The sequence below is a fragment of the Spirochaetota bacterium genome (assembly GCA_038043445.1).
GTDB lineage: Bacteria > Spirochaetota > Brachyspiria > Brachyspirales > JACRPF01 > JBBTBY01.
The window spans coordinates 21,038-45,531 of sequence record JBBTBY010000074.1; the positions used below are offsets into that span (position 1 = coordinate 21,038).

The window sequence follows — 24,494 nt, forward strand, 5'->3', positions numbered from 1 at the left end:
CGGTCATCGTGAACATCGGTGTTGATATCAGTTCTCTTTCCCTCGCGTCGGCGAGCGGACTCACCTATACCGTAAAGCTCGAGGTGCTCCACAACGACGGGAGGGCGGATTATATTTCCGGCATTCGCGATACGATGCGTGCATTCACGGGGAAGGACGCCGCTTTGCAGGATGCTTTCTACGCCCGATACGGGGGCGGCCGTGAACGGATAAGCGATGGGTCGCGGGAGCTCATCGGGCGTATTGCGCAGTATGCCGAATGCGGCGGCAAAGATGATCTCTTCGGGTTCACGCCGGTCTTCCGCGGCAGCATCGATGACAGGCTCTTTTTTGAGGGCGAGACGGCGCATGATTTCATGAATTTCATCGCCGATTATCCGTTCGTCGATGCGGTGAAGCAGAGTCCGGTGCTCACCTTCGCAGCCGGCGGGGATATTTCGTTCGCCGTGAGCGCTCATGCCGATACGTTCTCGATAACGCCGGTGTTCAGCGCGGACGGGAAGACATACCCGCATGCCGAGCTTTTCTGGTACGGGCGGCATCTCTTCGCCGGGCGCACCGTGTACACGCCGTCGTGCGATGTGCGTTCGCTTGCACAACTGTTCGGCGTATCGTCGAAGGACCCGCGTGCGAAGCCGATGATCGTTACGCGCGATTCGTTCCCTTCGTTCATGAGGAAGATACATCCCGTTCTCGCGCGCATTGCTTCGATAGCGCTGCCGGAGGACTTCGGCGGCGATGTGCCCAGCGCCGTGCCGGTCATCTATCTCGATGAGGACGGTCATGTCCGCGGACATCTGTCGTTCCGCTACGGGGGTGAGGCTTGTGCCGTTCCCGGCGTCGGCGAGCGATATATACTCCCTGAGAACGTTACGTGCAGGGAGCTGCCATCCTCACATCGCGACGAGAGGGTCGAGGCGAAGGCGATAGATATGTTCCGCTCGCTCTTCGGCGGTGCGACGCTCTTCGGCGCCGACGGCATGGAGGAGACGAATACGCCGTTCGGCATATCGTTCTCGCTTACGGATGACAGATCGGCGCTCAGATTCGTCCGTGAGATATATCCATTGCTTACACTGCGCGGATTTGAAACATGTGTTTCGCGATCGTTCACGCGTTTCTCTTCGATACGCGAGCTGACGCTCACGGCATCCGTGGATGACGCTGGCGACTGGTTCTCCGTGCGTTTTGCCATCGACGGTATATCTCCCGAGGATGTGCGTGCGGTCATGAAGGCGATACGCGTTGGGCGCACCTCGATACGGCTGTCCGACGGCACGCTTGCGGGCATTGCGTCCGACGGGAACCGCCGTATGACATCGCTCATTGATGGGCTCGGTGTGGTCATAGATGGTGATGCGGCGCGCATTGAACGCTCGCATATACCGCTCATCATGGCGCTTGCATCGCACCCGGAGAACATCGCCCTCGGGAAGGGAGCGCTGCACGTGCTTGCATCGTTCTCAGAAGCGCCGCCGCCCGTCGCTGCCGGGAACGGACTTGAGGATATACTCAGACATTATCAGAGCGAGGGCGTGGCGTTCCTTGCGCATCGGTCATCGCTCGGGCTCAACTGCATTCTCGCCGACGATATGGGCCTGGGCAAAACGCTCATGGCGCTCGCGTTCCTTGCGCATCTGCACAGGAAAAACAAGCGTCCGCTGCTCGTTGTCTGTCCATCATCGCTGGTATTCAACTGGGAGAACGAGGCGAAACGATTCGTATCAGGCCTGCGCATTGCCGCGCTTTCGGGAAGCCCGGAAAGCCGTGCGTCATCCTTTGCATCGGATGCCGACCTGTATATCACGAGCTATGCTTCAATGGTGAACGACATCGCGATGCACCGCGAACGAACGTACGCCGCCGTGGTGCTCGACGAGGCACAGCAGATAAAGAATCACGAGAGCCAGCGCGCAAGGCTCGTTCGGGAGCTTACCGCCGATGTCAGGCTCGCGCTCACCGGTACGCCCATCGAGAACCGGATACTCGAGCTCTGGTCCATCGGGGATTTTCTCATGCCGGGGATATTCGGTGAGCGCGCATCGTTCGAAAAGCGCTACGGATCGCTCGCCGCGGGGGATGCCGGTCTCGATATGCTCCGTGCACAGTTAAAGACGTTCGTTTTGAGGCGTACCAAGACCGAGGTGGCGCCGGAACTTCCGCCGCGTATCGAAACAACGCTTGTCTGTGACCTGTACGAGGAGCAGAAAAAGCTCTACCTCGCCGTGCGCGAGCAGGCGGTATCCGATGTGAAAAAGGTGTTCGCCGAACGCGGGAAGACACGGTCGTATCTGTCGATATTCGCTGCCCTCACGAAATTGAAACAGGTGGTATGCCATCCAGCACTTGTTGCATCGCTTGTCGCATCACTTGTTGCACCGCTTGATGCAGTAAGTGCTGACGGCGTGCCCTGTGCAGAGAGCGCTAAGACCGATCTGTTCCTCGAGCTTGCCGATGAATTATCGAGGAGCGGTCGGCGCGCGCTCGTGTTCAGTCAGTATACATCGATGCTTGATATCCTGTCGAAAGCACTGGACGAACGCGGCTACGCGCATCTGCGTCTGGACGGAAGCACGAAGGACCGCGGGGATGTAGTGGCTGCTTTTCAGCGTGATGACGGTCCGCCGTTCTTTCTCATCAGCCTGCGTGCCGGCGGAACGGGGCTTACGCTCACCGCGGCCGATACGGTCATTCTCTACGATCTCTGGTGGAACCCGGCGGTGGAACGGCAGGCGGCGGACCGTGCGCACCGCATCGGGCAGACGAAGACGGTGAACATCTACCGGCTCATCGCGCGTGGCACCATAGAGGAACGCATCCTTGCCTTGCAGGCGAAGAAGGCGGCGCTCGCCGACTCGCTCATCGACGAGGAGTCGTTCTCGAAAAGTACATTGACGGAAGATGATATCGCCATGCTCCTTGGGAATGACTGAGGGGGGTGCCCGCCCCTCGGTCAATATTGTCCATCAACGGGTGCGTTCTATCCATTGCACGGACAGCGGGAATTGCCTATACTGAAGGGGGAGTAATGATATGAGAACAAAAGCGATCTTCGGGAGCATCATTATGGCGGCAACGCTGTCGGCGGATATGACGCTGTTTGATTTCGGGAGAGCGGACGAGCTTTCGCGGGCGACATGGAAGGATGTTGAGACGTCGCTTGTGAAGAACGAGAACGGACCGGCGATGCGCATGGTCACCGGTACCGAATACAACTGGCCGTCGGTCTATATGAAGAACCCCGAGGGCTGGGATATCTCGGCGTACGGCGAATTCACGTGCGCCGTGAAGAACATTGACATCGAACCGGTGACCGTCGTATGCCGCATAGACAATGCCCCGAAGGGGAATACCGACCCCAAGCTTGTGCAGATGAGCACGTATCGGATCTATATCGAGGGTGAACGCGAGAACACGTTCCGCATAACGCTCAAACCGATGGCAAAGTCCTCCAAAGTGACGATGAAGGATTTTTTCGGCATGCGCGGCACACCGCTCGGCGGGGATTCGATGTACCTTGATAATATTACGCAGATAATCATCTATGTGGACCAGGACAAGAAACCGCACCGATTCGAAGTGGGTAATATCGTACTGACGGGTACGCCGGATGCGGCTGGGCGTTTGCCCGATAAACCCTTCCCCATGATCGATGAGTTCGGGCAGTATAAACATAAGGATTGGCCGGGCAAGACGCATTCGCTCGATGAAATGATACAGCGCCGCGACGAGGAAGCGAAAGAGCTTCTTGCGAACCCGCGGCCCGCATCGTGGGACCGGTACGGCGGATGGAAGGACGGGCCGACGCTTAAGGCAACGGGTTTCTTCCGCACCGAGAAGTATAACGGCAAGTGGTATCTCGTCGATCCGGAGGGAAAGCTTTTCTTCTCGCAGGGCATCGACTGTCTCCATTTCGGCGATACGACATCGCTCTTGAACCGGGAGCATTGGTTCGAAGCCCTGCCGGCGGACGACGATGCGTCCCGCGATTTCTACGGGAAATATAAATCGCATATGATGACCTACTATTACGGCGGTAAGGATACCCGTACGTTCAATTTCAAGGCATACAATGCCATGCGCAAATACGGCGATGACTGGAAAACGAAATTCGCGGATGTTTCCCTTCACCGGCTCCCGAGCTGGGGCATCAACACCATCGCCAATTGGTCACGCCCGGAATTCTATCTCAAGCGGAAGGTGCCCTACACGGCGACGGTCAATACCTACGCGCCGGACATTGCAGGTTCGGTCGGGTACTGGGGGAAATTCAAAGACGTGTTCCATCCAGACTTCAAGGAAAATCTGAAGAAGAGAACGGCGGAGGTTTGGTTTACGAACACGATACACGATCCATGGTGCATCGGCTACTTCGTTGATAATGAGCTGAGCTGGGGCGATGCCGTTTCGCTTGCCGTCGGCGCGCTCAAGTCCCCCGCAAAACAGCCGGCGAAGATCGTGTTCATCGATGAGCTTAAGAAGAAATACGGCGATATCGCCGCGCTCAATGAAGCGTGGGGTATGACCCATGGCTCGTGGGAGGCGATGATCGCATCGACGAATGTGCCCGCACAGGATAAGGCGTACGCCGATCTGACGAATTTCTACGATACGGTCGCATCGATGTATTTCCGTACGATACGTGATGTGCTCAAGGAAGCTGCACCGAACCAGCTGTATCTCGGCTGCCGTTTCGCCTGGGGCAATGAGGTATCGATACAGGTGTCCGCACGGTACTGCGATGTGGTGAGCTACAATATCTACGCGAAGACGCCCAAGGCGAAGATGGACATGATGAAACAGGCCGGTGATAAACCCTACATCATCGGCGAATTCCATTTCGGTGCGCTCGACCGCGGCATGTTCCACACCGGGCTCATTGCGGTGAAGGACCAGAAGGAGCGTGCGGCCACGTATACGCAGTACGTGACCGACTGCCTCAACGATTCGAACATCGTCGGCTGCCACTGGTTCCAATACATGGATTCACCGGTGACCGGCCGCTCGCTCGACGGCGAGAACTATCAGATCGGTTTCCTCGACAATGTCGATACGCCGTACGCGGAGATAATAGCCGCCTCGAGAAAACTTGGCGCGAACATGTACCGCATGCGCGCGGGAAAATAAGACAGAGCACAGGATCGATATGAGAATATTCGGCGTACGATCGCTCTGCACAACACTGCTGTTCTTCGTGGCGATCATGCATGCCGATGAGACGACGGGAGGGGTCATGGGCCGTACGCAGGGGAAGATAACGGGCGGCGCAACGGGCACATACGACCCGAAAGTCCCCGAGGAGCTTCGCATCCGTGATGGCCTCCCGAATTTCTTCGCGAAGATGCAAGCGGGAGGTACGGTTCGTATCGCCTATCTCGGCGGCAGTATCACCGCGGCGAACGGCTGGCGTCCGAAGAGTGTTGCGTGGTTCAAGTCACAATATCCCGCAACGGAATTCGTGGAGATCAATGCTGCCATATCCGGCACCGGCTCGGACTACGGCGCATGCCGTATCGCCGGGGATGTGCTTTCCAAGGCCCCCGATCTCGTTTTCATGGAACACCGAGTGAACGGCGGCGGCGGATATGAATCGAGATCGGTCGAAGGCATAGTCCGTCAGGTGTGGAAGAAAGATCCGCGCACGGATATTTGTCTGATATATACGATAAACCTCCCCATGCTCAATGACATGCAATCGGGGAAAACACCGCGGTTCGGCGCGATCATGGAGACGATGGCGAACGCGTATGGCATCCCCTCGATCGATCTGGGCGTCGAGATAGCCAAACGCGAAAAGGCAGGGGAACTCATATTCAAAGCCTCCGCCCCCGTGGAGGGCAAAATCGTGTTCTCTGCGGACGGCACGCATCCCGGGAACGAAGGGCATGATGTATACCGCGATGTCATCGCTCGTTCGATGCTCGCCATGAAAGCCGAAGGAAATACCGGGGAACATCTGCTCATCGCTCCGCTCGATGCGAAATGCTGGGAAACCGCGGGTCTCGTCCCGATACAGAACGCATCCTTAAGCGCAGGATGGTCGCTCGTCGATACGAATAAAGACCCGATATACCGAGAAGACTTCGGGCGAACGCATGCGATGCTGCGCGGTGCGATGAAATGCAGCGCGGTCGGCGAGACCGTTACGATGCGATGGAAAGGAACGACCATCGGCTTCAGCGATATTCCCCAGGGGACCGGCATGGAAGTGGAAGTGATCATCGATGACGCAGCACCGCTAATCATCAAGCGGACGCAGACGGAAAAGATAAAGCGATATGCCCGCATCTTCTATCTGCCGGAGCAGTCGCCCGGTGAACATACTGCGGTAGTGCGTATCAAGGAATTACCGGATGGCGTTTCCAGTTATGCGGGGCAGATCCTTGTTGTGGGAGCCGCGCTGCCGTAACAAGTGCCGTTCTTTCACCAGATACGCATCGTGACCGCGTAACGAATTGGCGCGAAAAAGAGCTACCGGCTCGATCGCGCACGCGCAAGCGCCAGTGCAGCAGCGCTCGCAATAAAATACGTGTCCACGCCGAGCGCGATGAAGGTGAACCCCTGCGAGAACGCGCGTTTCACGTTCGCTTCTTCCGGCACGACGACATGGAGCCCCGCGGACTTCTTCGCGCGTGTGCATGCGGCGACAACATCGGCACAGGCCTTCACTACCGACGGGTGTGCCGTTTCTCCCGGTACGCCGTACGAGCCGCTCATGTCGTAGGGTCCAATGAACACGCCATCCACACCATCCACCGACAGTATCTCATCGATGTTCTCCACGCCCTGTTTCGATTCTATCATGACGACAACGGCAATATCATCGTTCGCCGTTTTCACATATGCATCGAAATCGACGCCGTAATTGTTGGGGCGGATGTACGCGAAACCGCGTATGCCCTTGGGCGGGTACTTCGCCGAAGCGACAGCGCGCTCCGCTTCTTCTTTCGTGTTCACGAGCGGTACGATGACGCCCGAAGCGCCTGCATCGAGCACACGGCGTATCGCGAGCGTTTCGTTCTGTTCCACGCGCGCCAGCACCGGAAGCGGCTTGATGCCCCGCGCTATCGACGTGAATGCTTCGTAACCGATGTCGGTGTGTTCCATATCCACCGCGAGCCAGTCGAAACCGGCGCGGGCGAGCACTTCGCCGGACACCGCATGGCCTATCTGTATCCAGCTTCCGAGAGTCACTTTTCGTTCAAGAAGGGCCTTGCGAATGCTCGTCATATCGTTTCTCCGTCGATGGGGGTTCTCACTTATAGAAGAAAGTATAACCGACTCGTACACGGATGTCTATAGACGAAATGGAAAAAGGATGGAGAAATCGGAATGAAGGAGATCATATTTTGACAAAATAATTCATTCCGTGATATACTTACGCTGCCCGGAAAAAACCGTGTGCAGGAGATACGGAATGAAGAACATCCCCGTCGATCAGAAGGCGATGCTCCCTATCGTCAAATCATCGCGTATGTTCCGCTACCTTACCGAGCCTGAGATAACCGTTATGCTCGGTGCATGCGCGGAGCTCGTGTACGAGAAGGATGAGCGCATTATCACGGAGCGGGAAACGAGCGACTGCCTCTACCTCATCGTCTCCGGGAGCGTACGCGTGACCGTCGATGAGAACGGACGCGATGTGTATATCTGCACGCTCGGCGCAGGCGATGTGTTCGGTGAAGCGGCGCTCTTCATCAATCTGAAGCGTACGGCGAACGTGGCCGCCACTGATACGGGCATGACGGTGCTCCGCATCAATCGTGCCGATTTCATGCGGTTCATACGCGAACATCCTGCGGCGGGGATAAAAGTGCTCTTCATGATAATCTACAGTCTGCTCGCAAAATTGCGCGAGGCGAACCTCGAGCTTGCGTTCGAACGAAAGGACGACATGGCGCAGGGCGATATCGACGATCTTCTCAAGGATTATCTCGATACGAAATAGTCGCCGTCAGCGCGTGCGGATAAGCGACCGCTCTTCCGTGTGCTTCCCCAGCCAGTGCACCTTCCCGCTCTCGATGTCATAGAGCGCGCCGACGACCTCGGCCTTTCCCTCGCGTACAAGCGACCGGAGTTCGGCGCTCTGTCGAAAGAGGTCTGTTATAGCATTGAAGATATTCAGCGCAATGGCGGTGCGGATCTCTTTTTCAACGCAGCATGGTCCGTTCATGATATGCGCACGATACGCTGCCGGTGTTATCGGCTTTACGAGTTTCGCGATGACCGGGCTGACATGTTCTCCCTTGACCACCGCGGTGACCGCCCCGCATTTCGTATGTCCGAGCACAACGACAAGGCGTGTGCCTACATGTCCAGCACCGTATTCTATCGATCCTGCTTCGTTCGCGGCACATACGTTGCCCGCTACGCGCACCACGAACACATCGCCGAGACCGGTGTCAAAAAGTACTTCCGGCGGAACACGCGAGTCCGAACAGGTGAGCACGGTGGCGAACGGTCTTTGGCCGTCCTTTGCCGTCGCCATGCGGCGTGCGCTCGTCATATGGCCATGCTGCATGGTGCCGGTAGTGAATCGTTTATTGCCTGCGGTAAGACGTTCGCGTGCATCGTGAGCGGATATGCCTTTCCCCGTCGTCGACGGGAAAAGTATCGCTGAAGCACAGAACAGCAGGAATAATTGGATAGATCGCATGGGCGCTCCCGTACGGATATCGTTTCCTTGTTTCAGATTATATGCCGAGGGAGTGCGCTGTCAATTGCGTTCCCTCAGCGCCGGCGCATCATTCGCTCGCGCTCTTCCGGCGAGAGCGAATCGAGATACTTCCTCACTTCAGCGAGAAGCGCCTCGCGTTCATTGAGCTTTGGCTCATCGAGAATGAGCTCGAGGCAGTGATCGAGTATCTTCCCGACGATCGGTCCCGGGGGGAGCGCGAAGAGCGTCATGATATCGGTGCCGTTGATGACGAGGTCCTTCACGGTGATCGCATTCGCCTCTTCGATGATGATGTCGATGCGGCGGAGGAGCTTCGGTATCGCGCCGCTTTCACCGCGCTTGCGTTTCCCGTTGCCGATGCGGTCCGCTTCGCGGAGCGTAAGGAGCGAGCGTATGTGCTCGAGACCGACCTTGTTCATGAAACGCCTGACCGCGGCGTCCGTCCACTCGTCCTGATAATAGAACATATGATTGCGTATCAGATGCTCCACGAATTCCGTTTCCGCGCGGGAATATTTAAGACGCTTCATGATGCGCCGCGCCATCGCTGCGCCGACTATTTCGTGATTATAGTAGACGAGCTCTTCCTGTTTATCGATCTTCTTCTGTGTCCGCGGCTTTGCGATGTCGTGGAGGAGCGCCGCAAGTCTGATGAGCCGCGTCTCTTCCGGCTTGCCGGTCGGCACGGCCTTGCAGGAATTGAGATTGTGATAGTACACGTCATAGGCATGGAAACGGTTCTGGCGTACGCCGTAGCCCTCTTCGAGTTCGGGCAGGACCAGTTTCAATATGCCGCTCTTGCGCATGAGCTCGATGCCGGAGAACGGGTCATCGCTTTCGAGTATTCGGTTCAATTCCTCGCGTATGCGTTCGGCGGCCACTTTCGAGAATACCGCAAGCGCTCCGCCGATGGCGGCGAAGGTCTCTTCTTCGATGACGAAATGCAGCACGGATGCGAAGCGTATCGCCCGCATGATGCGAAGCCCGTCCTCTCCGAAACGCTCGTGCGGGTCGCCGACCGTGCGTATCACATGACGGCGGAGGTCCTGTATCCCGCCGAAGAGATCGATGAAATCGCGGGTGATGAGATCGAAGGCGAGCGCGTTCACGGTGAAATCACGGCGGGACACATCCTCTTCGATGGACGATGCGAAGCGTATATCGTCGGGATGTCGGCCGTCGGTGTATTTCCCGTCCGCGCGGAACGTGGTCACTTCAACCTCCATGCCCCCTTCGATGACGAGGACGGTGCCGTGGTCGATGCCGGTGGGCGCAGTGCGCGGGAACATGCGCATCACCTCGTCGGGGCGGGCATCGGTAGCCACATCATATTCACTCACGGGGCGTCCGAGGAAGGTGTCGCGTACGGCGCCGCCGACGAGATAGCACTTCTTGCCGTGCGAATCGAACACACGGGCGATTCCGGTGAGGGCCGCGGGGACGGCGATGTCTATCTTTTCGTATGTCGTTTGCATTGGGGTATGGGGAACGCTGAGATAGTATAACAAAAACGGATGTTTTGCAAAGCGATCCGCTCCATTATCCGCATCCCGCAGCGGGACTTGCAAAAGTGATTTGGATGATGTATCGTTCGGCAACCGAGGAGCGCGTGTCATGTCGCAGGATAGAATCCGTATCATCATAGCCATTGCCGTGATAGCCGCCATGCATGCGGTGTATACCGGATATCAGGTGTCCCACCGCCATTTCTTCCTCGGCCCCGACTCGTTCGAATATATCCATGCAGCCGAGAATCTTCCATCGGGGGTGCTGTACAGCGGCGACCGCGCGCAGCCCATCGATACCGATCTGTATACGAAGCGTCCGATACTCTATCCGCTCATCCTCGCCGGCGTGTTCCGTATCCATCATTCCGAGGTCGCCGTGATACTTCTGCAGATGCTCATCGCCATCGGCACGGCATTCCTCGCGATACGGTTCATGCGAGAGCTCGATATTATCCCGAGCCGCAGGGGCGTGCTCATCCTGTTCGCGTGCCTCGCGGCGACGCCGTCGCATTTCATGTACGCGAATTTCATCATGACCGAGACGGTGCTGCAGGCGATCGTGCTCGGCATGACACTCATGGTGTTCCTTTTTCTTTCCCGCGGACATATGCGGTATCTCATCGGCTATCAATGCCTGCTCGTGGCTGCCATGCTCACCAAGCCGGTATTCTATCTTTTTGTCATCCCCAGCCTGCTCTACTGGGCGTGGCTTTCGCTCAGGATACGCACCGCTCGGCCGCTTACGGCCGCGATCATCCCTGTCCTTGCGGTCATTCTCGTTACCGGATGGAACTATTCGAGGACCGGGTATGCGCAGTATTCGAGCATACAAACGCTCGGTCTTTTCTATTACAACACCTATTACTTCCTGATAAAAACAAAAGGCGATGCGTACGCGAAAACGGCCATCGCGGATATAGAGACGGCCGCAGCGCGGGAAAAGAGCTATGCCGACAGGACGAAGCTCATTCATCGTACATGCGGTGCCCTCTTGCGTTCTGAGGCCGTCGGTTATGCCTTGTTCCATGCCCGCGGGATGATGACGTTCTTTCTTGACCCGGGACGCTTTGATTTCCATAATTTTTTCGGGATGAGCTCGGACAATACGGGGCTCCTCTATCATTTTTCGCGCGGCGGTTTCCGCGCAGCGGCGCTCTATCTGTCCCGGCAGCCGCCGGCGCTCATCGTGTCCATCATCGTGGTAATGCTCGGGAATGTGCTGAAGATCGCGGGGGCGGGCGTATTCCTCTTTTCCCCCCGGGTACGCCTTGAATTCAGGATATTCGCCGTCGGCATTATCTTCTATGTGGCATTCGCGACCGGCCCCCTCGGGGCTACGCGATTCGCCGTTCCGATACTCCCGATATTGTTCATCTGCCTGGCTGCCCTCCTTTCGCGAGTGACGCGCCCCGGGAAAATGGCTTAAGCTCCCCCGGGAAACGCCGACAATCTAAAGGGCACCTCGACATACACGAATTTGTATTTCAAATTCGTGTATGTACCTTGATTTGTGCCTGAAGGATGCCATCGAAAAACGGGTTTTTCGATGGCTCCAGTACGAGGTACAGAGTGCCTCGCTCGTGCATAAGGAGAGCAAGCCGTCATGGTCATATCGATACGTTCCCGGATACTCGGCGTCGTGGAGACAGACGAATCGCGCCGTGTCGTGTTCCCGCTCGGCCTTTTCGGGTTCGAGAACTACCACGAATTCTATCTCCTTGACATGGATAAGGACGGCATGTTCCATATCCTGCAGTCGGCCGACGATGCGGACCTCGCTTTCATCATCATCGCCCCCGGGCTCATTTTTTCCTGGTACAACCTCGACATACATGCGAACGACCTTGCCGAGCTCGGCATAACCGATCTCAACGATATGTTCGTGTTCCTCATCGTCACGGTCCCCGAGCGCATGCAGGAGATGACCGTGAACCTCCAGGGGCCTATCGTCATCAACAAGACAACGCGAACGGCGAAGCAGTGCATATCGCTCAACGAAAAACATTCTACAAAGCATCCGATGGCCGAAACGGCTCCGGTTACGTGAGCGCGGCATGCTGGTACTCTCACGAAAACTGAATCAAAGCATCGTCATCGGTGATTCCATCGAAGTGATGGTCGTCGACATCAAGGGCGATCAGATAAAGGTCGGCATCCTCGCCCCGAAGTCGGTGAAGGTGTTCCGCAAGGAAGTGTATGACGATATCGTGCGTGCGAACCGCGATGCAGCGGTCAAGAACATCGGTGATATATCGGCGCTCAATACGCTGCTGAAGACGGGAGAAAAGAAAAATCCGTCGGACGGCACTGGGAAAAAAATAGATTGATGTATCAACAGATACAAGGAGACACGTATGCAGGAGCTCGTAAGCAATGGGATCATCACGCGAGATCATCTTGAACGCGCGAAGCTGATACAGCGTCAGCGCGGCGGTACGCTCGGAGAGATCCTTGTCGAAATGGGAGCCGTCGATGTGAACAAGTTCGTCGACTTCGTGAAAAAATATACCGGGCGCTGATCGCAGAAAAAATATCCGTGCGCCGCAACCAGCATGCCGACCGTCCTTCCCGAAAAAAAACGTAAAAAAAAGCGTTTGCCCCTTTACAAATCAGCGAAAAGGGTGTATACTGGGGTTAACATAATTTGAGGAGGGACGCCAATGGCGACCAAGAAAAAGAAAAAAGCAAAAAAGACGACGAAGCGGAAAAAACGCTAGTTGCGAAGATCCGAAAAGGATCTCGCGGGGCGGTGCCGGTAACGGTTCCGCCCCGTTCTCGTTTATTGGCTATCGAATGGATCATCCCTCGAGTGCATTTTTCAGACGCGAAAGCGTGCGTTCTTTGCCGAGGATCATGAATATGGCATCGAGATCGAGACCGCTCTCTCGCGCGGTGAGCGCGTAGCGTATCGGATGGTACAGCGCTTTCCCTTTGACGCCGATCTCCTTCTGCGCATCCTTTAAGATCCCCTGCACGAAAGCGCTGTCTATCGTCGCGGTGTTCGCAACGCGTTCATGGATGAATGACAGGAGCCGTCTGCATTCCGCGGAGACAAGCACCTCGTGCATCGGCGAGGGCATGTTCAGATCGTCCGTTATGAAATGATCGTAAAGCGAGGGTATATCGGACCACTTCGCGATGTCTTTGCGCGCCTTGGGGCCGCCGCGTCCGCTCGCGAATATCGACAGCATGAGCTCGCGGCGCTGTGTGAGGATGTCGGCGAGCGGTGAATCATAGCGCTTCGCCCAAGTGAGCGCACTTTCGTATACATCTTCGGCCGTCGTGCGCGAGATCACATCCTGGCTTACCGATGCGAGCTTCTGCATATCGAAGAGGCCTCCGCTCACGCTCATGCGGGAAAGGTCGATGCGAAAATCGTTCACGGGGAGAAGCGGGTTTTTCGCACGCCATTCCTCGTATCCGGTATCGATGAAATTCATGAGGTATTCGATCACGGATGACACGGGGTATCCTGCTTCGTGATAGAAATGCACTGCCGCCTCAGGGTCATGCCGTTTGGAGAGCTTCCTGCGCGATGTGCCGTCCTCTTTCATGATGGGGGAAATGTGCGCGTAGACGGGTGCGTTGAACCCGAGCGAGGCGAAAAGCTCGAGATGCACGGGTACGGAAGAAAGCCATTCTTCGCCGCGGATGACATGCGTTGTCCGCATGAGGTGATCGTCAACCGCATGCGCAAAGTGATACGTCGGCAGACCATCGGTCTTCAGCAGTACGATGTCGAAATCGTTCTCAGGCATTTCGATGCGCCCGCGAATGGCATCGGTGAATTCGATGCGGCGTATGTCGCTTCCCGATGATCTGAGACGGAACACGTACGGCTCCCCGCGCTCGATGCGCGCTTTCGCATCATCAGGGGTTATATCGCGGTGGCGTGCCCAGCGTCCATAGCAGCCGGTCTTTACGCCGCTCTTTTCCTGATCTTTTTTCATGCCCTCAAGCTCGGCCTCTGAAAGGAAACAGGTGTACGCTTTCCCCTGACGAAGCAATTCCTTGCAATATGCCTGGTATATCGCTTTTCGTCTGCTTTGCACGTACGGACCATAGGCGCCTTTTTCGTTCGTCTCATCGACAGGGCCTTCATCGAACACGATAGGGAATCCGCTGAACGCCTCGATGATCGCGCTGACGCCGTTCTCCACCTCTCGCTTTTTATCGGTGTCCTCGATGCGGAGATAAAATATACCCCCGTCCTGATGGGCGATGCGTTCCTCGACAAGCGCCGCGAGCAGCCCCCCGATATGGAGATACCCCGTCGGGCTCGGTGCGAAGCGGGTGATGATGCCTGCTTTTCGCGGCGGGTATTTGGTTTCATACTGTGCCGGTGTCATTGTACTATCCGGCAGGAGGATATCTGCAAGCTCGGTATTGTTCATGCAGCTGTTATATATTGGAAATGGATATGTCGCAATCACGCGGTATTGACGGCCTATCGATCGGGCCTTCGATAGCACGGTTTCCTTGCGTTTGCCGATAATCGTGATAGTATTGATGCATGAGCATATCAGGTGAACGCAGATGAAAAGCATGACATCCTATGCGGCGAGGGAAAAGGCTATTATCGCCCGTGCCGGTGCGAAAGAGTATCCGCTCACGCTCCGCTGTGAGATAAAGTCCTTCAATAACCGCCATGGGGAATATTCCGTTGCGCTCCCGGCGCTTTTTTCTCCGCATGAGGGCGCCATACGATCGCTCATCGCCGAGCACAGGAAACGCGGGAAGATATACTGCACTATCGCCGTGTCATCCGGGGAGCAGCCGGTGTCGGTATCCGTGGACGAAGGGATACTCGCCGGTGTGCGCAATTCGCTCGCACGTGCCGGTGTTGCCGATCTGTCAGCGGCGCTCTCGATGATACCGTTCAATCTCCTTTTCAGCATCATACCCGAAACGCTTGACGAGGGAACGGTCGCCCTGGTGCTTGCGCTTGTCCGCGAAACGCTCGTCGATGCCGATCGTATGCGTACCGTTGAGGGAGAGAACACCAGACGCGATATACTCCGTATTGTCGGTGTCATGAACGATGCGCTCGGCACCATTCGGGGGCGCGCCGCGGAGAACACGGAACGTCAGCTCGCCGTGCTCAAGGAGAACCTCGCCTCGCTCCTTGCCGGGCGGTCCTACGACGAAGAGCGCATGATATTCGAGGCGGGGCTTATCGCGTCGAAGGTGAACATCAACGAGGAGATAAAACGGCTTGAAAGCCATTTCGCGCAGATATCGGGAATGCTCGCCGGGGACGGACCAATGGCGAAAGAGCTCGAATTCCTCGCCCAGGAACTCCTTCGCGAGACGAACACAATAGCGAGCAAGGCGCAGGACATCGGGATAATACGCGCCACACTTGTCATAAAAAATTCCATCGAAGAGATGAAGGAGCAGCTGCGCAACGTCGAGTGACGGCGTCGCGCGAGATACCGCATGGAAGATACGAGCGCATTGAGCGACGAAGAGATAATAGAACGGATCAAGGCCGAACTTAAGGGCGGGAGCATCAAGGACCCGCTCATCGATGCCACCGATTCGGTGAATGCGCTTTTCGAGGTGCTCTATGACCGCTACGAGGTGCCGCTGCACAACTATATCGGCAAGATGATATTCGACAAGGAAATGATCGATGATATCTTCCACGAGGTCATCATCCGCGTGTATACGAACATACACCGCTTTGTGGTGAAGACCTCGTTCAAGGCGTGGGTGTACCGCATCGCAACGAACGTGGGCATCAATTACATAAAATCGTTCCGTTACCGCGAGAAGCTCCTGCTCAATATGAACGCAAAGACCGACGGCAGGAAGAAGGAGATCATCGAGACGATACAGGGGCAGGACGAGCACATCGAGGAATCGATGGCGATAAGCGATGCGATGAAGGCGGTCGAGGACGTCGTCGCCGCCATGCCCCGCGAGATACGCGAGGTGTTCCTCCTCCGGCAGAACCGCCAGCTCACATTCGACGATATCGCCGACATCGTCGGCTGTTCGTCCCGGCACGTGAAGACACGCATGGCGCGCGCGCTCGCGATACTCGAAGACGAGCTCGGGAAACGCAATATCACCAAAGATATCCTCTCAGGCGGTGGGTAATATGGAAAAATCGAAGCTCTATTATTACTACTGGGGACTCCTCAGCGATGAGGAGCGGCGTACGGTCGATGCATATCTCGCTGACCCCGTGCATCGCAACGAGTACGAGATGCTTGCACAGAGCTTCTCCGCGATATCGTCCATACTCGGCACCGATCGCTACCGGAAAAAACGCATCCCGTTCGACGCGGTGAAAAGCGCCTATCGGCGGAGGAAAGCCGCCCGATACGCAAAGATGAGTGCCATCGCATTCGCGGTGCTCGCGGTCGCCGCGGCGGTGGTGCTTGCGCTCGGCTATTATCTTTTCCCCATACAAGGGCGTACCGACATACTCGCACCGACCTCGGATGCCCGCATCGGTTTCGTGGAGCGGCGCATCGCCGTTGAGGACGCCGCCGGGAACGTTTCGCTCATCACCCGTGCGGGCCGGCCGCTCATGCATGATGAGACCGTCTTTACCGATGAGAACGGTACCGGGGCTGTTATTATCGGGAGTGCGGCGGTACTCTTAGGCAGGAATACGCGTATGGTGATGCACGAGTCCCGCATTCGCGGCGCCGCGGCAGAGGCATCTATCGAGCTCATGCGCGGATCGCTCACGGTGTACGAACTCCCCGACAGCCCGCGGCATACGCTCGTTATCACGACGACGCGGCAGAGGATATACGCGGAGCGCGGCTACCGGTTCTCGGTGCGGCGCGAGGGGAATGAGGAACGCATCGTGTGCGAGAGCGGCACTATCCGCATGGGGCGGCGTTAAAGCGCTACAGGCCGGCAGAGGTTCTTTTTATCCTTCGCCGTACGCCCGCAGGTGGCGCAGAGATATTTCGAACCGCGTACGAGCTTCTTGTACTCTTCGGTATCATGCGCAATGAGACCCATATGGCGCAGATAGCACAGATGATCCTCGTGGCCCTTATCGAGCATCCGTATGCCGTCGTTCTTCTTCATAGTGAACTCCATGTCCTTATGTGTATAGTAATGAAATGGACGCCGTTGTCAATCGAATGCGCAAGCGCTTGCACAAGTGATGCACAAATAATGCGCAAGCGATGCACAAGTGCTTGATCAGAGTATGACCCGTATGCCCGCCGAGAAACGCTGATTGTAATACCTGTCCTCCCGGTCAAGAATGACGAAGGTATACCCGACGAGGAGGCGCGCATAGCGGGTGAGCTTTATCCATGCGCCGGGTGTTATCGTGAGCTCATTGCGGCGCGACGATGACTGGTCCCACATGAGCGTACCCGATATTTCCAGGAAGAATTTATAGGACATGTCGATGGCGGCGTCGCCGATGGTGAGCGGCGTATCGAGCTGGTATTCGAACGCGATGGCCGCTTTTATCGCGTCATTGCGCCGGAACATCCAGGGGTCGGTGCGCGACCATGTCCAGAAGAGCTTCTTGAGGAGCTTCTCGATGCCGAAGAATTTGAATACCGGCGGCTCGGTGCTCCCCGCAGGCGGCATGGTGACGAAATCCTCCGGCTGCCAGAACACCTCGCCGGGTTCAAGTTCATAGATGTAACTGAAGTTGATGTGCATGAGAAGGTCATCGATCCACTCCTTTGTGTAGTAGCAGGAGATGGCGAATTCCCCGACGCCGCGTGAGAACGGGGAGAGCGAATAATCGCTTTCGCCGATGGTATTCGGGTCGATGGAGCCGACGGCTGCGTTCGTCGCGACGATGACGGCGTGCGAGGGGAGCGCGGCGTCCGCACGCGGGTGCGATGCGCCGGTCGGGAGCTGTACGGAGACGGCGAGATTGAACACCGCACGGTTGTCGTAATCGTTGAAGCGCATCCTCGCCTCGAGCGTCGTATCGCAGAAAAAGAATCCGCGTATGACCTCGGGACCCGTTGCGCCCGGCATGTTCGCGCGGGCCGAATCGCGGTACGCGACGATGGGGAACGTGACATCGAATTCGAAGAGATTGGCGAGCCCGTACTGCAGCTTGAACGGCAGATAGAGGTACTCATAGGTCACATGCGGGGAGTGGACGACGGCGTTCGTGTTCGTTATGACGAAGTCGCCGGCGTAATAGCCGGTGACATAGATGACATCGACCGATTTTGCATAGCTGTAGTGGTGAAGGTCCGCGGAAATGACGAGGCGGTTCTCTTCAAGGATGCGTGCCGATTTTACATCGATAAGGTCGCTTGCGGTAAGGAATGCGGCACACAGCCCGAGGACTATCGCACCGCGGTGCATGCTGAACTACGCGAGATTCTTCTGGGCGAGCGCGACGATCTCCTTGAACGCAGCATCGTCCTCGGCGGCGAGATTGGAGAGCATCTTCCGGTCAAGGATGACGTTCGCCTTCTTGAGTCCGTGGATGAGCTGGCTGTAGGAAAGCCCGTGCGCGCGTGCGCCGGCATTGATGCGTATGTTCCACAAACGGCGGAACATCGACTTTTTATCGCGCCGATCGCGATAGGCATAGGCGAGTCCGTGCATGACCGACGGTTTTGCCGTGCGTATCTGCGTGGAACGGTTGCCGCGATGTCCTTTCGCGCGGAAGAGTACTTTTTTTACCCGGTTCTTCCTGACCGAGCCGTTTCGTGCCCGTGGCATAGATGACTCCTTATTTGTTCATGTAGGGGAGAAGGCGGATCATCTCATAATGGTTCGTCTTATGGATGATGGCGAGCTTCCTGTATTTTCGCTTCGTGCTCGGCTTTTTGACCTTTCCAAGATTATGTCGTCCGAATGCGCGGCGGTATTTCACCTTGCCGCTTGCGGTCACCTTGAAGCGCTTCTTGGCAGCGCTGTTGGTCTTCATTTTGTAGCCCATTGGTCCATTCCTTTTCGGTATCTATTTCTTATGACCGAGGACGGCGGTGATATTGCGCCCCTCGAGCTTCGGCTCTTTTTCCACGACGGCGAAATCCTTCAGGTCCTCAAGCGCACGCTTCATGACCTCAAAGCCTATCTGCGTGTGGCTCATCTCCCGCCCGCGGAACATGATGGTGAACTTCACCTTGTCGCCCTCGGCGAGGAATTCCTTGATGTGGTTCAGCTTGAACGAGTAATCATGGACATCGATCTTCGGGCGCATCTTTATCTCTTTCAGATGCACGACCTTCTGCTTTTTCCTCGTCTCCTTGAGACGCTTCTGCAGCTCAAAGCGGTATTTACCGTGGTCAATGATACGGCATACCGGGGGGCTTGCATCGGGCGATATCTCGATGAGGTCCATGCCGCGTTCACGCGCCATGGAGAGCGCCTGTGCGGTGGCAAGCACGCCCACCTGCACCCGATTCTCGTCTATCACCCGAACTTCCTTCGCAGTGATTTCCTCGTTCATCCGTTCACTGATGTCACGACCGCCGCCAAACGCCATCAGCGCACACCTTCAAAGTTTGAATCTTTCATTCGTTCGCGTATCTCCTTGCGTAGGCCGTCGATGAGCCCTTCGGGGGTAAGATCCTTTATCTCATCGCCGGCGCGTTTGCGAAGCGTGACCGTTCCGGTCTGCGCTTCACGGTCGCCTATTATAACCATATACGGTATTCTTTGCAAGCGAGCATTGCGTATTTTTGCCCCGAGCGTATCATTGCTCTCATCGCGCCGGACGCGTATGCCAAGCGCGAAAAGCTCGCGGAAGAGCTCATCCCCGAAGGCTTTCTGCGCATCGGTATTGCCTACGGTCATGACCACGAGCTGTTCCGGGGCGAGCCATAAGGGGAATTTACCGTTAAAATGCTCGATAAGTATGCCCAGGAATCGTTCCATCGAGCCGTAAATGACGCGATGTATCATCACCGGGCGGTGTTTTTTCGCATCTTCGGCGATATAGGACAGGTCGAATCGTTCGGGAAGGTTCATGTCGAGCTGTATCGTACCGCATTGCCATGTCCTGCCGATGGCATCCTCGATATGGACGTCTATCTTCGGCCCATAGAAGGCGCCGTCGCCGGGGTTCACCTTATATTCGCGCCCGGAGGCCTTAAGCGCCTCGGTGAGCGCCTTTTCGGACATGGCCCATGCTTCATCGGAACCGATGGATTTTGCCGGGCGGGTGGAAAGCTCGAGGTGAAAGGTAAGCCCGAAGGTGCCGTACATCGCGGCGATGAGCGTAAGCACGCCGAGTATTTCGGAGGTGATATGTTCCTCGCGCATGAAGATGTGCGCATCGTCCTGGTGAAAGGCCCGGACACGGAATAGCCCCGAAAGCACGCCGGATTTCTCATGCCGGTGTACGAGACCTATCTCGCCCACTCGCAGCGGCAGATCGCGGTAGGAGTGCATGCCCTGCTTGAACAATAACATCCCGCCGGGGCAGTTCATCGGTTTTATCGCATGTTCTTCCTCGTCGATGACGGTGGTGTACATGTTCTCGCGGTAATTATCCCAGTGGCCGCTCGTTGTCCAGAGCGCACGGTTGAGGATGACGGGTGTCTTCACTTCCTGATAGCCCGCTTTCGCATGCTCCTCGCGCCAGTAGGTGATAAGCTCGTTCCATATTATCATCCCCTTGCTGTGAAGGAAGGGGAAGCCCTGCCCTTCATCGTGAAACGAGAAGATGTCCATTTCCTTACCGATGCGGCGATGGTCGCGCTCTTTCGCCGCTTCGATGCGTTTCAGATATGCGTCGAGATCCTCGCGTGCGGGGAAGGCGGTGCCGTAGATGCGCGAAAGCATCTTGTTCTTCTCGCTCCCGCGCCAATAGGCGCCGGCTACCGACTGGAGCTTATATGCCTTGACGAGCCCTGCATGCGGTATATGCGGTCCGCGGCAGAGATCGGTGAACTCGCCGAGCTCATAGAGCGACACGGTGGGGGCATCGATGTCGCGGATTATCTCGACCTTGTATGGTTCGCCGAGTTTCGTGAAATAGTCGATGGCATCGTTCCTTGACATCTCTTTGCGGACGAATTTCAGGCTTTCTTTCACGATCGCTTTCATTGCCGCTTCTATGCCGACAAGGTCTTCGGCGGTGAACGCCGGTGTTGTATCGAAGTCGTAGTAAAAGCCGTCCTTCACGGATGGCCCGATGGTCACCTTCACGTCTTTGCGAACACGCTTTACCGCCAAAGCCATGATATGCGACACCGAATGCCTGAGAAGGTCAAGCCCTTCCGGGGTGCCGATGCGTATCCAGGAAACAACGCCGTCGGCCGTCGGCTCATACGAGAGATCGACCGCGGTCCCGTTGTATAACGCGGCGAGTACGGATGACGTCTTCTCTCCCGCCGCTTTGAGCGCGGCAAAGAGTTTTTCGCCTGAGGCGATAGAATACTGCTTTCCATCAATAGTGATATTCATGGGTGTGTACCTTTGCGGGGATTGTATCACGGGGCGGTGAAAAGGCAAGCCGCGCATCGATTGCCGAAGCGGCCGTTTATTGTATACTTGGCTGGGAATATCGATGACAGTAGCGATAAAAACATTCGGGTGCAAGCTCAATCAGTACGAAAGCGAAGCGCTCATCTCGCGTCTTGTCGCGCTCGGGCATGCTGTTGCAGAGGGCGATGATGCGGACGTGCTCATCGTCAACAGCTGCACGGTGACGAAGAAAAGCGATGCGAAGCTCCGCCAGTACATGAACAATGCGCGGTTGGCGCGGTCATATCGGCTCATCATTGTCACGGGATGTTATGCCTCGATACACCGGGACGAATCGATGGGCGATGCGCTTATCATCCCCAATGAGCAGAAGGATGCCATTCCCGTATATATCGATCATTTTTCGAAGCACGGCGTGCTGCCCGATGCCGCCGATGATACGTACGAGAGCATCACCGCTGATGATTATCAATTCCACAGCCGCGCTTTTCTCAAGATACAGGACGGCTGCGACGCGTTCTGCAACTACTGCATCGTGGCGCATGCCCGCGGCGTTCCGCGGTCCACACCGCACGAGGCTGTTCTCGATATGGTCAGGCGTCTTGTCGATGATGGCTTCGGCGAGATCGTGTTCACCGGCATCAATATCGGCGCCTATAAGCACGGAGACGTGACGCTCACTGCGCTCATCGAGCGCGTGCTGCCCGTACTCGGGCCATCAAGGCTTCGTATATCATCGATAGAACCGCTTTCCATCGACGAGGGCTTCATCAAGCTCATGGCGCATCCGTCGATATGCCGGCATCTGCATATACCGCTCCAAAGTGCCTGCGACAGCGTGCTCATGCGTATGAAGCGGCGGTATACCGCGGCGGAATATCGTGCTGTCATCGAAAAGCTCTATCGCATCGATGGGCATCTTTCCATCACCACCGACGTGATGGCGGGGCATCCGTTCGAAAGCGGGGGAGATGCGAAGGCGACATACGACTTCTGTAAAGAAATGCGTTTTGCGAAACTCCATGTGTTCCGCTATTCCGTCCGCGAGGGAACGCCGTCGGCGCAGATGCCGCAGCTCCCTGATCGGGAGAAGAGCGAACGCGCGCGTACGCTTGCCGCGCTCGATATCGAGCTCAGGAGGAATTTCCGCGAGTCGCTCATCGGACGCGAGACAGCGGTCGCTGTCGAGACGAAGGGGCAGGGGTATTTCGAAGGCCTTGCAAGCGAATACATGCACTGCACGGTACTGACAGCGGAGGACCATCCGGAACGCTCGCTCGTGCCGGTGCGTTATGTCCGCGTTAATGGTGAGACGATGATGTGCGAACCGTTGTAATTATACAATCCCTTGCAATTTCCCGACGTAATACTATTATAAATCATCCGATAGTGCGGAGGTTTCCCATGATCCGATATTTCATCTCCCTTTTCGCCATTCTCAGTTTTACCGTATATACCGGCGAAATCACCGTCGATATGCTGCCGGCATCCGGCGGGAACATCAAGGTCCATTTCATCAAGCATGCGACGCTCGTCATCGAGCATGGGGCGCTCGTCATACACGTCGATCCCGCGCAGCAGTACACCGATTATAAAAAGCAGCCGAAGGCCGACATCGTGCTCGTGACGCATGAGCATGGCGACCATTGCGATGCGAACGCGCTTGCCCTCATCATGAAGAAGGATACCGCCGTCATCGGCAATGCAGGCGCGGTTGCGAAACTTAAGACCGGACAGGCATTGTCGAACGGGCAGTCGCTCGCGGTGAAGGGTATTACCATACGCGCGGTGCCGGCATACAATACGACGCCGGGACGTTCGATATTCCACCCCAAGGGCCGCGATAATGGCTATGTGCTCACTATCGGCGGTACGCATATCTACATCGGCGGCGATACCGAGGATATCCCGGAGATGAAGGACCTCAAGGACATCGAGATAGCGTTCCTTCCGATGAATCAGCCGTACACGATGACGATACCGCAGGCGGTCAATGCCATGCGCATGATACGCCCGAAGATAACGTATCCGTATCATTATGGGAACACGGATATCAGGAAATTTCAGGAAGCGGCGAAGAGCGAGACGTATACCGAAGTGCGCATACGCGAAATGCAGTAACTATCGGTTCGTGTATTCCACAAGCTCAAGATCGTTCTCTTTTGCGCCGGGCATGAACGATCCCTTGAAACGCACGAATGTTTTCTGCACGTCGTTCCTGAAATAGTAGAACGTCTTCGGGATGAACGCGGATAGGAGCGAGGCATCGACACCGAGCTCAAGCTCATACGCATCGATACGCCCGAGTGTTTTAAGATCGATACGTTTCAATCCGTTGTTCTTGACATAGAAGCTCATCCCGCCGCCGCGGCTCCCGAGGAAACGGAGCGTTATCTGCCGCTCACCGGATGTGAACGGGAATGTGCGCATGATATACCCGATGGACTGTGGATTGCTCACAAGAAAACCCTTATCGTCGTTCGTCGCGGTGAGTGACTTGAGTTCGAACGTTTCGCGTACCGTGCCGTCCTTGAACGTACGCGTTTCGGCGGCGCTTACGACCTGCAGATCGGCATGGCGTATGATCATGGACGCCTCGTTTTTCATCTCCGGGAATGTCGTCACCGCGTTCACCGACCATGACGGTCCGAAGCGTTTATCGTTCACCGAGTTGATCTCGAGCGCCATAGTCTGTCCGCCGTTCAGATCGCGGAGAAGATAGCGCTCGTATGCGGGGACGGTTATGTTCGTGATGTTGAACGTCTGCGCGCAGAGTGAGAATGGAAGGACGAGAAGTAGTATGTTTTTCATGACTGTATATAACAGGAGATGCGGAAAATTGTCAAAGTGATGGTGAACTCACCCCTTCTATGATAAAATCAAGCGCGGTACAAACACGTAGTTATGCCGCATTC

General features: G+C 56.3%; 24 protein-coding genes. 13 read left to right on the top strand and 11 right to left on the bottom strand.

Translation table 11 applies throughout. The features are described from left to right. The first annotated feature begins 8 nt into the window (after nt 1-8). From AABZ39_12025 to AABZ39_12035, 3 genes are all read left to right on the top strand, one after another. A complete protein-coding gene (locus AABZ39_12025) occupies nt 9-2,933 on the top strand; it encodes an SNF2-related protein (GenBank protein MEK6795500.1) in 2,925 nt (974 codons plus the stop codon). 100 nt (nt 2,934-3,033) lie between these two features. Next, nucleotides 3,034-5,127, top strand: a complete 2,094-nt coding sequence (locus AABZ39_12030; protein ID MEK6795501.1) for a beta-agarase — start codon at nt 3,034-3,036, stop codon at nt 5,125-5,127. Between the two features lie 19 nt (nt 5,128-5,146). Then, entirely contained in the window at nt 5,147-6,409 is a 1,263-nt protein-coding gene (locus AABZ39_12035) for a GDSL-type esterase/lipase family protein (GenBank protein MEK6795502.1), read from the top strand. A 62-nt stretch (nt 6,410-6,471) separates the two neighbouring features. Here the strand turns inward: AABZ39_12035 and AABZ39_12040 are convergent, their stop codons facing one another. Then, complete coding sequence (locus AABZ39_12040) at nt 6,472-7,230, bottom strand: aldolase/citrate lyase family protein (GenBank protein ID MEK6795503.1); 759 nt, start codon at nt 7,228-7,230, stop codon at nt 6,472-6,474. 187 nt (nt 7,231-7,417) lie between these two features. Between AABZ39_12040 and AABZ39_12045 the strand changes: the two genes are divergently transcribed. After that, complete coding sequence (locus AABZ39_12045; protein ID MEK6795504.1) at nt 7,418-7,948, top strand: cyclic nucleotide-binding domain-containing protein; 531 nt, start codon at nt 7,418-7,420, stop codon at nt 7,946-7,948. 6 nt (nt 7,949-7,954) lie between these two features. On the opposite strand, the gene AABZ39_12050 is transcribed toward AABZ39_12045, so the two are convergent. After that, nucleotides 7,955-8,656 carry a carbonic anhydrase gene (locus tag AABZ39_12050; protein MEK6795505.1) on the bottom strand — a complete coding sequence of 234 codons (702 nt, stop codon included), beginning with the start codon at nt 8,654-8,656 and terminating at the stop codon, nt 7,955-7,957. A 74-nt stretch (nt 8,657-8,730) separates the two neighbouring features. Continuing rightward, entirely contained in the window at nt 8,731-10,152 is a 1,422-nt protein-coding gene (locus AABZ39_12055; protein ID MEK6795506.1) for an HD domain-containing protein, read from the bottom strand. Between the two features lie 139 nt (nt 10,153-10,291). Here AABZ39_12055 and AABZ39_12060 point away from each other — a divergent pair, with 139 nt between their 5' ends. The 4 genes from AABZ39_12060 to AABZ39_12075 all read left to right on the top strand — a co-directional run bounded on the left by AABZ39_12060 (nt 10,292) and on the right by AABZ39_12075 (nt 12,704). Beyond that, a complete protein-coding gene (locus AABZ39_12060) occupies nt 10,292-11,611 on the top strand; it encodes a glycosyltransferase family 39 protein (protein MEK6795507.1) in 1,320 nt (439 codons plus the stop codon). A gap of 177 nt (nt 11,612-11,788) precedes the next feature. Continuing rightward, the gene (fliW, locus tag AABZ39_12065; protein MEK6795508.1) at nt 11,789-12,232 is read left to right on the top strand and encodes a flagellar assembly protein FliW; all 444 of its coding nucleotides are present in this window, start codon (nt 11,789-11,791) and stop codon (nt 12,230-12,232) included. A gap of 7 nt (nt 12,233-12,239) precedes the next feature. Beyond that, the gene (gene csrA / locus AABZ39_12070; GenBank protein ID MEK6795509.1) at nt 12,240-12,512 is read left to right on the top strand and encodes a carbon storage regulator CsrA; all 273 of its coding nucleotides are present in this window, start codon (nt 12,240-12,242) and stop codon (nt 12,510-12,512) included. 27 nt (nt 12,513-12,539) lie between these two features. Further along, the gene (locus AABZ39_12075; GenBank protein MEK6795510.1) at nt 12,540-12,704 is read left to right on the top strand and encodes a hypothetical protein; all 165 of its coding nucleotides are present in this window, start codon (nt 12,540-12,542) and stop codon (nt 12,702-12,704) included. A gap of 279 nt (nt 12,705-12,983) precedes the next feature. Here the strand turns inward: AABZ39_12075 and gltX are convergent, their stop codons facing one another. Then, nucleotides 12,984-14,534, bottom strand: coding sequence for a glutamate--tRNA ligase (gene gltX / locus AABZ39_12080; protein MEK6795511.1), 1,551 nt, complete (start codon nt 14,532-14,534; stop codon nt 12,984-12,986). 187 nt (nt 14,535-14,721) lie between these two features. Here gltX and AABZ39_12085 point away from each other — a divergent pair, with 187 nt between their 5' ends. The 3 genes from AABZ39_12085 to AABZ39_12095 are packed head-to-tail and all read left to right on the top strand — an operon-like array spanning nt 14,722 to nt 17,050. Continuing rightward, nucleotides 14,722-15,603, top strand: a complete 882-nt coding sequence (locus AABZ39_12085; protein MEK6795512.1) for a DUF1732 domain-containing protein — start codon at nt 14,722-14,724, stop codon at nt 15,601-15,603. Nucleotides 15,604-15,624: 21 nt separating this feature from the next. Next, complete coding sequence (locus tag AABZ39_12090) at nt 15,625-16,290, top strand: RNA polymerase sigma factor (GenBank protein ID MEK6795513.1); 666 nt, start codon at nt 15,625-15,627, stop codon at nt 16,288-16,290. A gap of 1 nt (nt 16,291) precedes the next feature. After that, a complete protein-coding gene (locus tag AABZ39_12095; GenBank protein ID MEK6795514.1) occupies nt 16,292-17,050 on the top strand; it encodes a hypothetical protein in 759 nt (252 codons plus the stop codon). On the opposite strand, the gene AABZ39_12100 is transcribed toward AABZ39_12095, so the two are convergent. The 6 genes from AABZ39_12100 to thrS form a co-directional block, all read right to left on the bottom strand. Beyond that, nucleotides 17,047-17,241 (bottom strand): hypothetical protein, encoded by a 195-nt coding sequence (locus AABZ39_12100; protein MEK6795515.1) that lies wholly within the window; start codon nt 17,239-17,241, stop codon nt 17,047-17,049. The genes AABZ39_12095 and AABZ39_12100 overlap by 4 nt on opposite strands. 117 nt (nt 17,242-17,358) lie before the next feature. Beyond that, nucleotides 17,359-18,501, bottom strand: coding sequence for a hypothetical protein (locus AABZ39_12105; GenBank protein ID MEK6795516.1), 1,143 nt, complete (start codon nt 18,499-18,501; stop codon nt 17,359-17,361). Between the two features lie 6 nt (nt 18,502-18,507). Next, a complete protein-coding gene (gene rplT / locus AABZ39_12110) occupies nt 18,508-18,864 on the bottom strand; it encodes a 50S ribosomal protein L20 (GenBank protein ID MEK6795517.1) in 357 nt (118 codons plus the stop codon). Nucleotides 18,865-18,874: 10 nt separating this feature from the next. Beyond that, a complete protein-coding gene (gene rpmI / locus AABZ39_12115; GenBank protein ID MEK6795518.1) occupies nt 18,875-19,084 on the bottom strand; it encodes a 50S ribosomal protein L35 in 210 nt (69 codons plus the stop codon). A 21-nt stretch (nt 19,085-19,105) separates the two neighbouring features. Continuing rightward, nucleotides 19,106-19,633: a translation initiation factor IF-3 gene (infC, locus tag AABZ39_12120; protein ID MEK6795519.1), complete on the bottom strand. Its 528-nt coding sequence runs from the start codon at nt 19,631-19,633 to the stop codon at nt 19,106-19,108. Further along, nucleotides 19,633-21,558 carry a threonine--tRNA ligase gene (gene thrS / locus AABZ39_12125; GenBank protein ID MEK6795520.1) on the bottom strand — a complete coding sequence of 642 codons (1,926 nt, stop codon included), beginning with the start codon at nt 21,556-21,558 and terminating at the stop codon, nt 19,633-19,635. Before thrS ends, infC begins: the two co-directional genes overlap by 1 nt. A 103-nt stretch (nt 21,559-21,661) precedes the next feature. Between thrS and mtaB the strand changes: the two genes are divergently transcribed. Continuing rightward, nucleotides 21,662-22,915: a tRNA (N(6)-L-threonylcarbamoyladenosine(37)-C(2))-methylthiotransferase MtaB gene (mtaB, locus tag AABZ39_12130; GenBank protein MEK6795521.1), complete on the top strand. Its 1,254-nt coding sequence runs from the start codon at nt 21,662-21,664 to the stop codon at nt 22,913-22,915. Between the two features lie 68 nt (nt 22,916-22,983). Further along, on the top strand, nt 22,984-23,700 hold the full coding sequence (locus AABZ39_12135) for an MBL fold metallo-hydrolase (protein MEK6795522.1): 717 nt from the start codon (nt 22,984-22,986) through the stop codon (nt 23,698-23,700). Here the strand turns inward: AABZ39_12135 and AABZ39_12140 are convergent, their stop codons facing one another. Next, nucleotides 23,701-24,390, bottom strand: a complete 690-nt coding sequence (locus AABZ39_12140; protein MEK6795523.1) for a hypothetical protein — start codon at nt 24,388-24,390, stop codon at nt 23,701-23,703. Between the last annotated feature and the right edge of the window lie 104 nt (nt 24,391-24,494).

Excerpts from the sequence above, each read along its gene's own strand:
- AABZ39_12030 (MEK6795501.1), top strand. The coding sequence starts at position 3,034 with ATGAGAACAAAAGCGATCTTCGGGAGCATCATTATGGCGGCAACGCTG.
- AABZ39_12035 (MEK6795502.1), top strand. The coding sequence starts at position 5,147 with ATGAGAATATTCGGCGTACGATCGCTCTGCACAACACTGCTGTTCTTC.
- AABZ39_12040 (MEK6795503.1), bottom strand. The coding sequence starts at position 7,230 with ATGACGAGCATTCGCAAGGCCCTTCTTGAACGAAAAGTGACTCTCGGA.
- AABZ39_12045 (MEK6795504.1), top strand. The coding sequence starts at position 7,418 with ATGAAGAACATCCCCGTCGATCAGAAGGCGATGCTCCCTATCGTCAAA.
- AABZ39_12050 (MEK6795505.1), bottom strand. The coding sequence starts at position 8,656 with ATGCGATCTATCCAATTATTCCTGCTGTTCTGTGCTTCAGCGATACTT.
- AABZ39_12055 (MEK6795506.1), bottom strand. The coding sequence starts at position 10,152 with ATGCAAACGACATACGAAAAGATAGACATCGCCGTCCCCGCGGCCCTC.
- AABZ39_12060 (MEK6795507.1), top strand. The coding sequence starts at position 10,292 with ATGTCGCAGGATAGAATCCGTATCATCATAGCCATTGCCGTGATAGCC.
- fliW (MEK6795508.1), top strand. The coding sequence starts at position 11,789 with ATGGTCATATCGATACGTTCCCGGATACTCGGCGTCGTGGAGACAGAC.
- csrA (MEK6795509.1), top strand. The coding sequence starts at position 12,240 with ATGCTGGTACTCTCACGAAAACTGAATCAAAGCATCGTCATCGGTGAT.
- AABZ39_12075 (MEK6795510.1), top strand. The coding sequence starts at position 12,540 with ATGCAGGAGCTCGTAAGCAATGGGATCATCACGCGAGATCATCTTGAA.
- gltX (MEK6795511.1), bottom strand. The coding sequence starts at position 14,534 with ATGACACCGGCACAGTATGAAACCAAATACCCGCCGCGAAAAGCAGGC.
- AABZ39_12085 (MEK6795512.1), top strand. The coding sequence starts at position 14,722 with ATGAAAAGCATGACATCCTATGCGGCGAGGGAAAAGGCTATTATCGCC.
- AABZ39_12090 (MEK6795513.1), top strand. The coding sequence starts at position 15,625 with ATGGAAGATACGAGCGCATTGAGCGACGAAGAGATAATAGAACGGATC.
- AABZ39_12095 (MEK6795514.1), top strand. The coding sequence starts at position 16,292 with ATGGAAAAATCGAAGCTCTATTATTACTACTGGGGACTCCTCAGCGAT.
- AABZ39_12100 (MEK6795515.1), bottom strand. The coding sequence starts at position 17,241 with ATGAAGAAGAACGACGGCATACGGATGCTCGATAAGGGCCACGAGGAT.
- AABZ39_12105 (MEK6795516.1), bottom strand. The coding sequence starts at position 18,501 with ATGCACCGCGGTGCGATAGTCCTCGGGCTGTGTGCCGCATTCCTTACC.
- rplT (MEK6795517.1), bottom strand. The coding sequence starts at position 18,864 with ATGCCACGGGCACGAAACGGCTCGGTCAGGAAGAACCGGGTAAAAAAA.
- rpmI (MEK6795518.1), bottom strand. The coding sequence starts at position 19,084 with ATGGGCTACAAAATGAAGACCAACAGCGCTGCCAAGAAGCGCTTCAAG.
- infC (MEK6795519.1), bottom strand. The coding sequence starts at position 19,633 with ATGGCGTTTGGCGGCGGTCGTGACATCAGTGAACGGATGAACGAGGAA.
- thrS (MEK6795520.1), bottom strand. The coding sequence starts at position 21,558 with ATGAATATCACTATTGATGGAAAGCAGTATTCTATCGCCTCAGGCGAA.
- mtaB (MEK6795521.1), top strand. The coding sequence starts at position 21,662 with ATGACAGTAGCGATAAAAACATTCGGGTGCAAGCTCAATCAGTACGAA.
- AABZ39_12135 (MEK6795522.1), top strand. The coding sequence starts at position 22,984 with ATGATCCGATATTTCATCTCCCTTTTCGCCATTCTCAGTTTTACCGTA.
- AABZ39_12140 (MEK6795523.1), bottom strand. The coding sequence starts at position 24,390 with ATGAAAAACATACTACTTCTCGTCCTTCCATTCTCACTCTGCGCGCAG.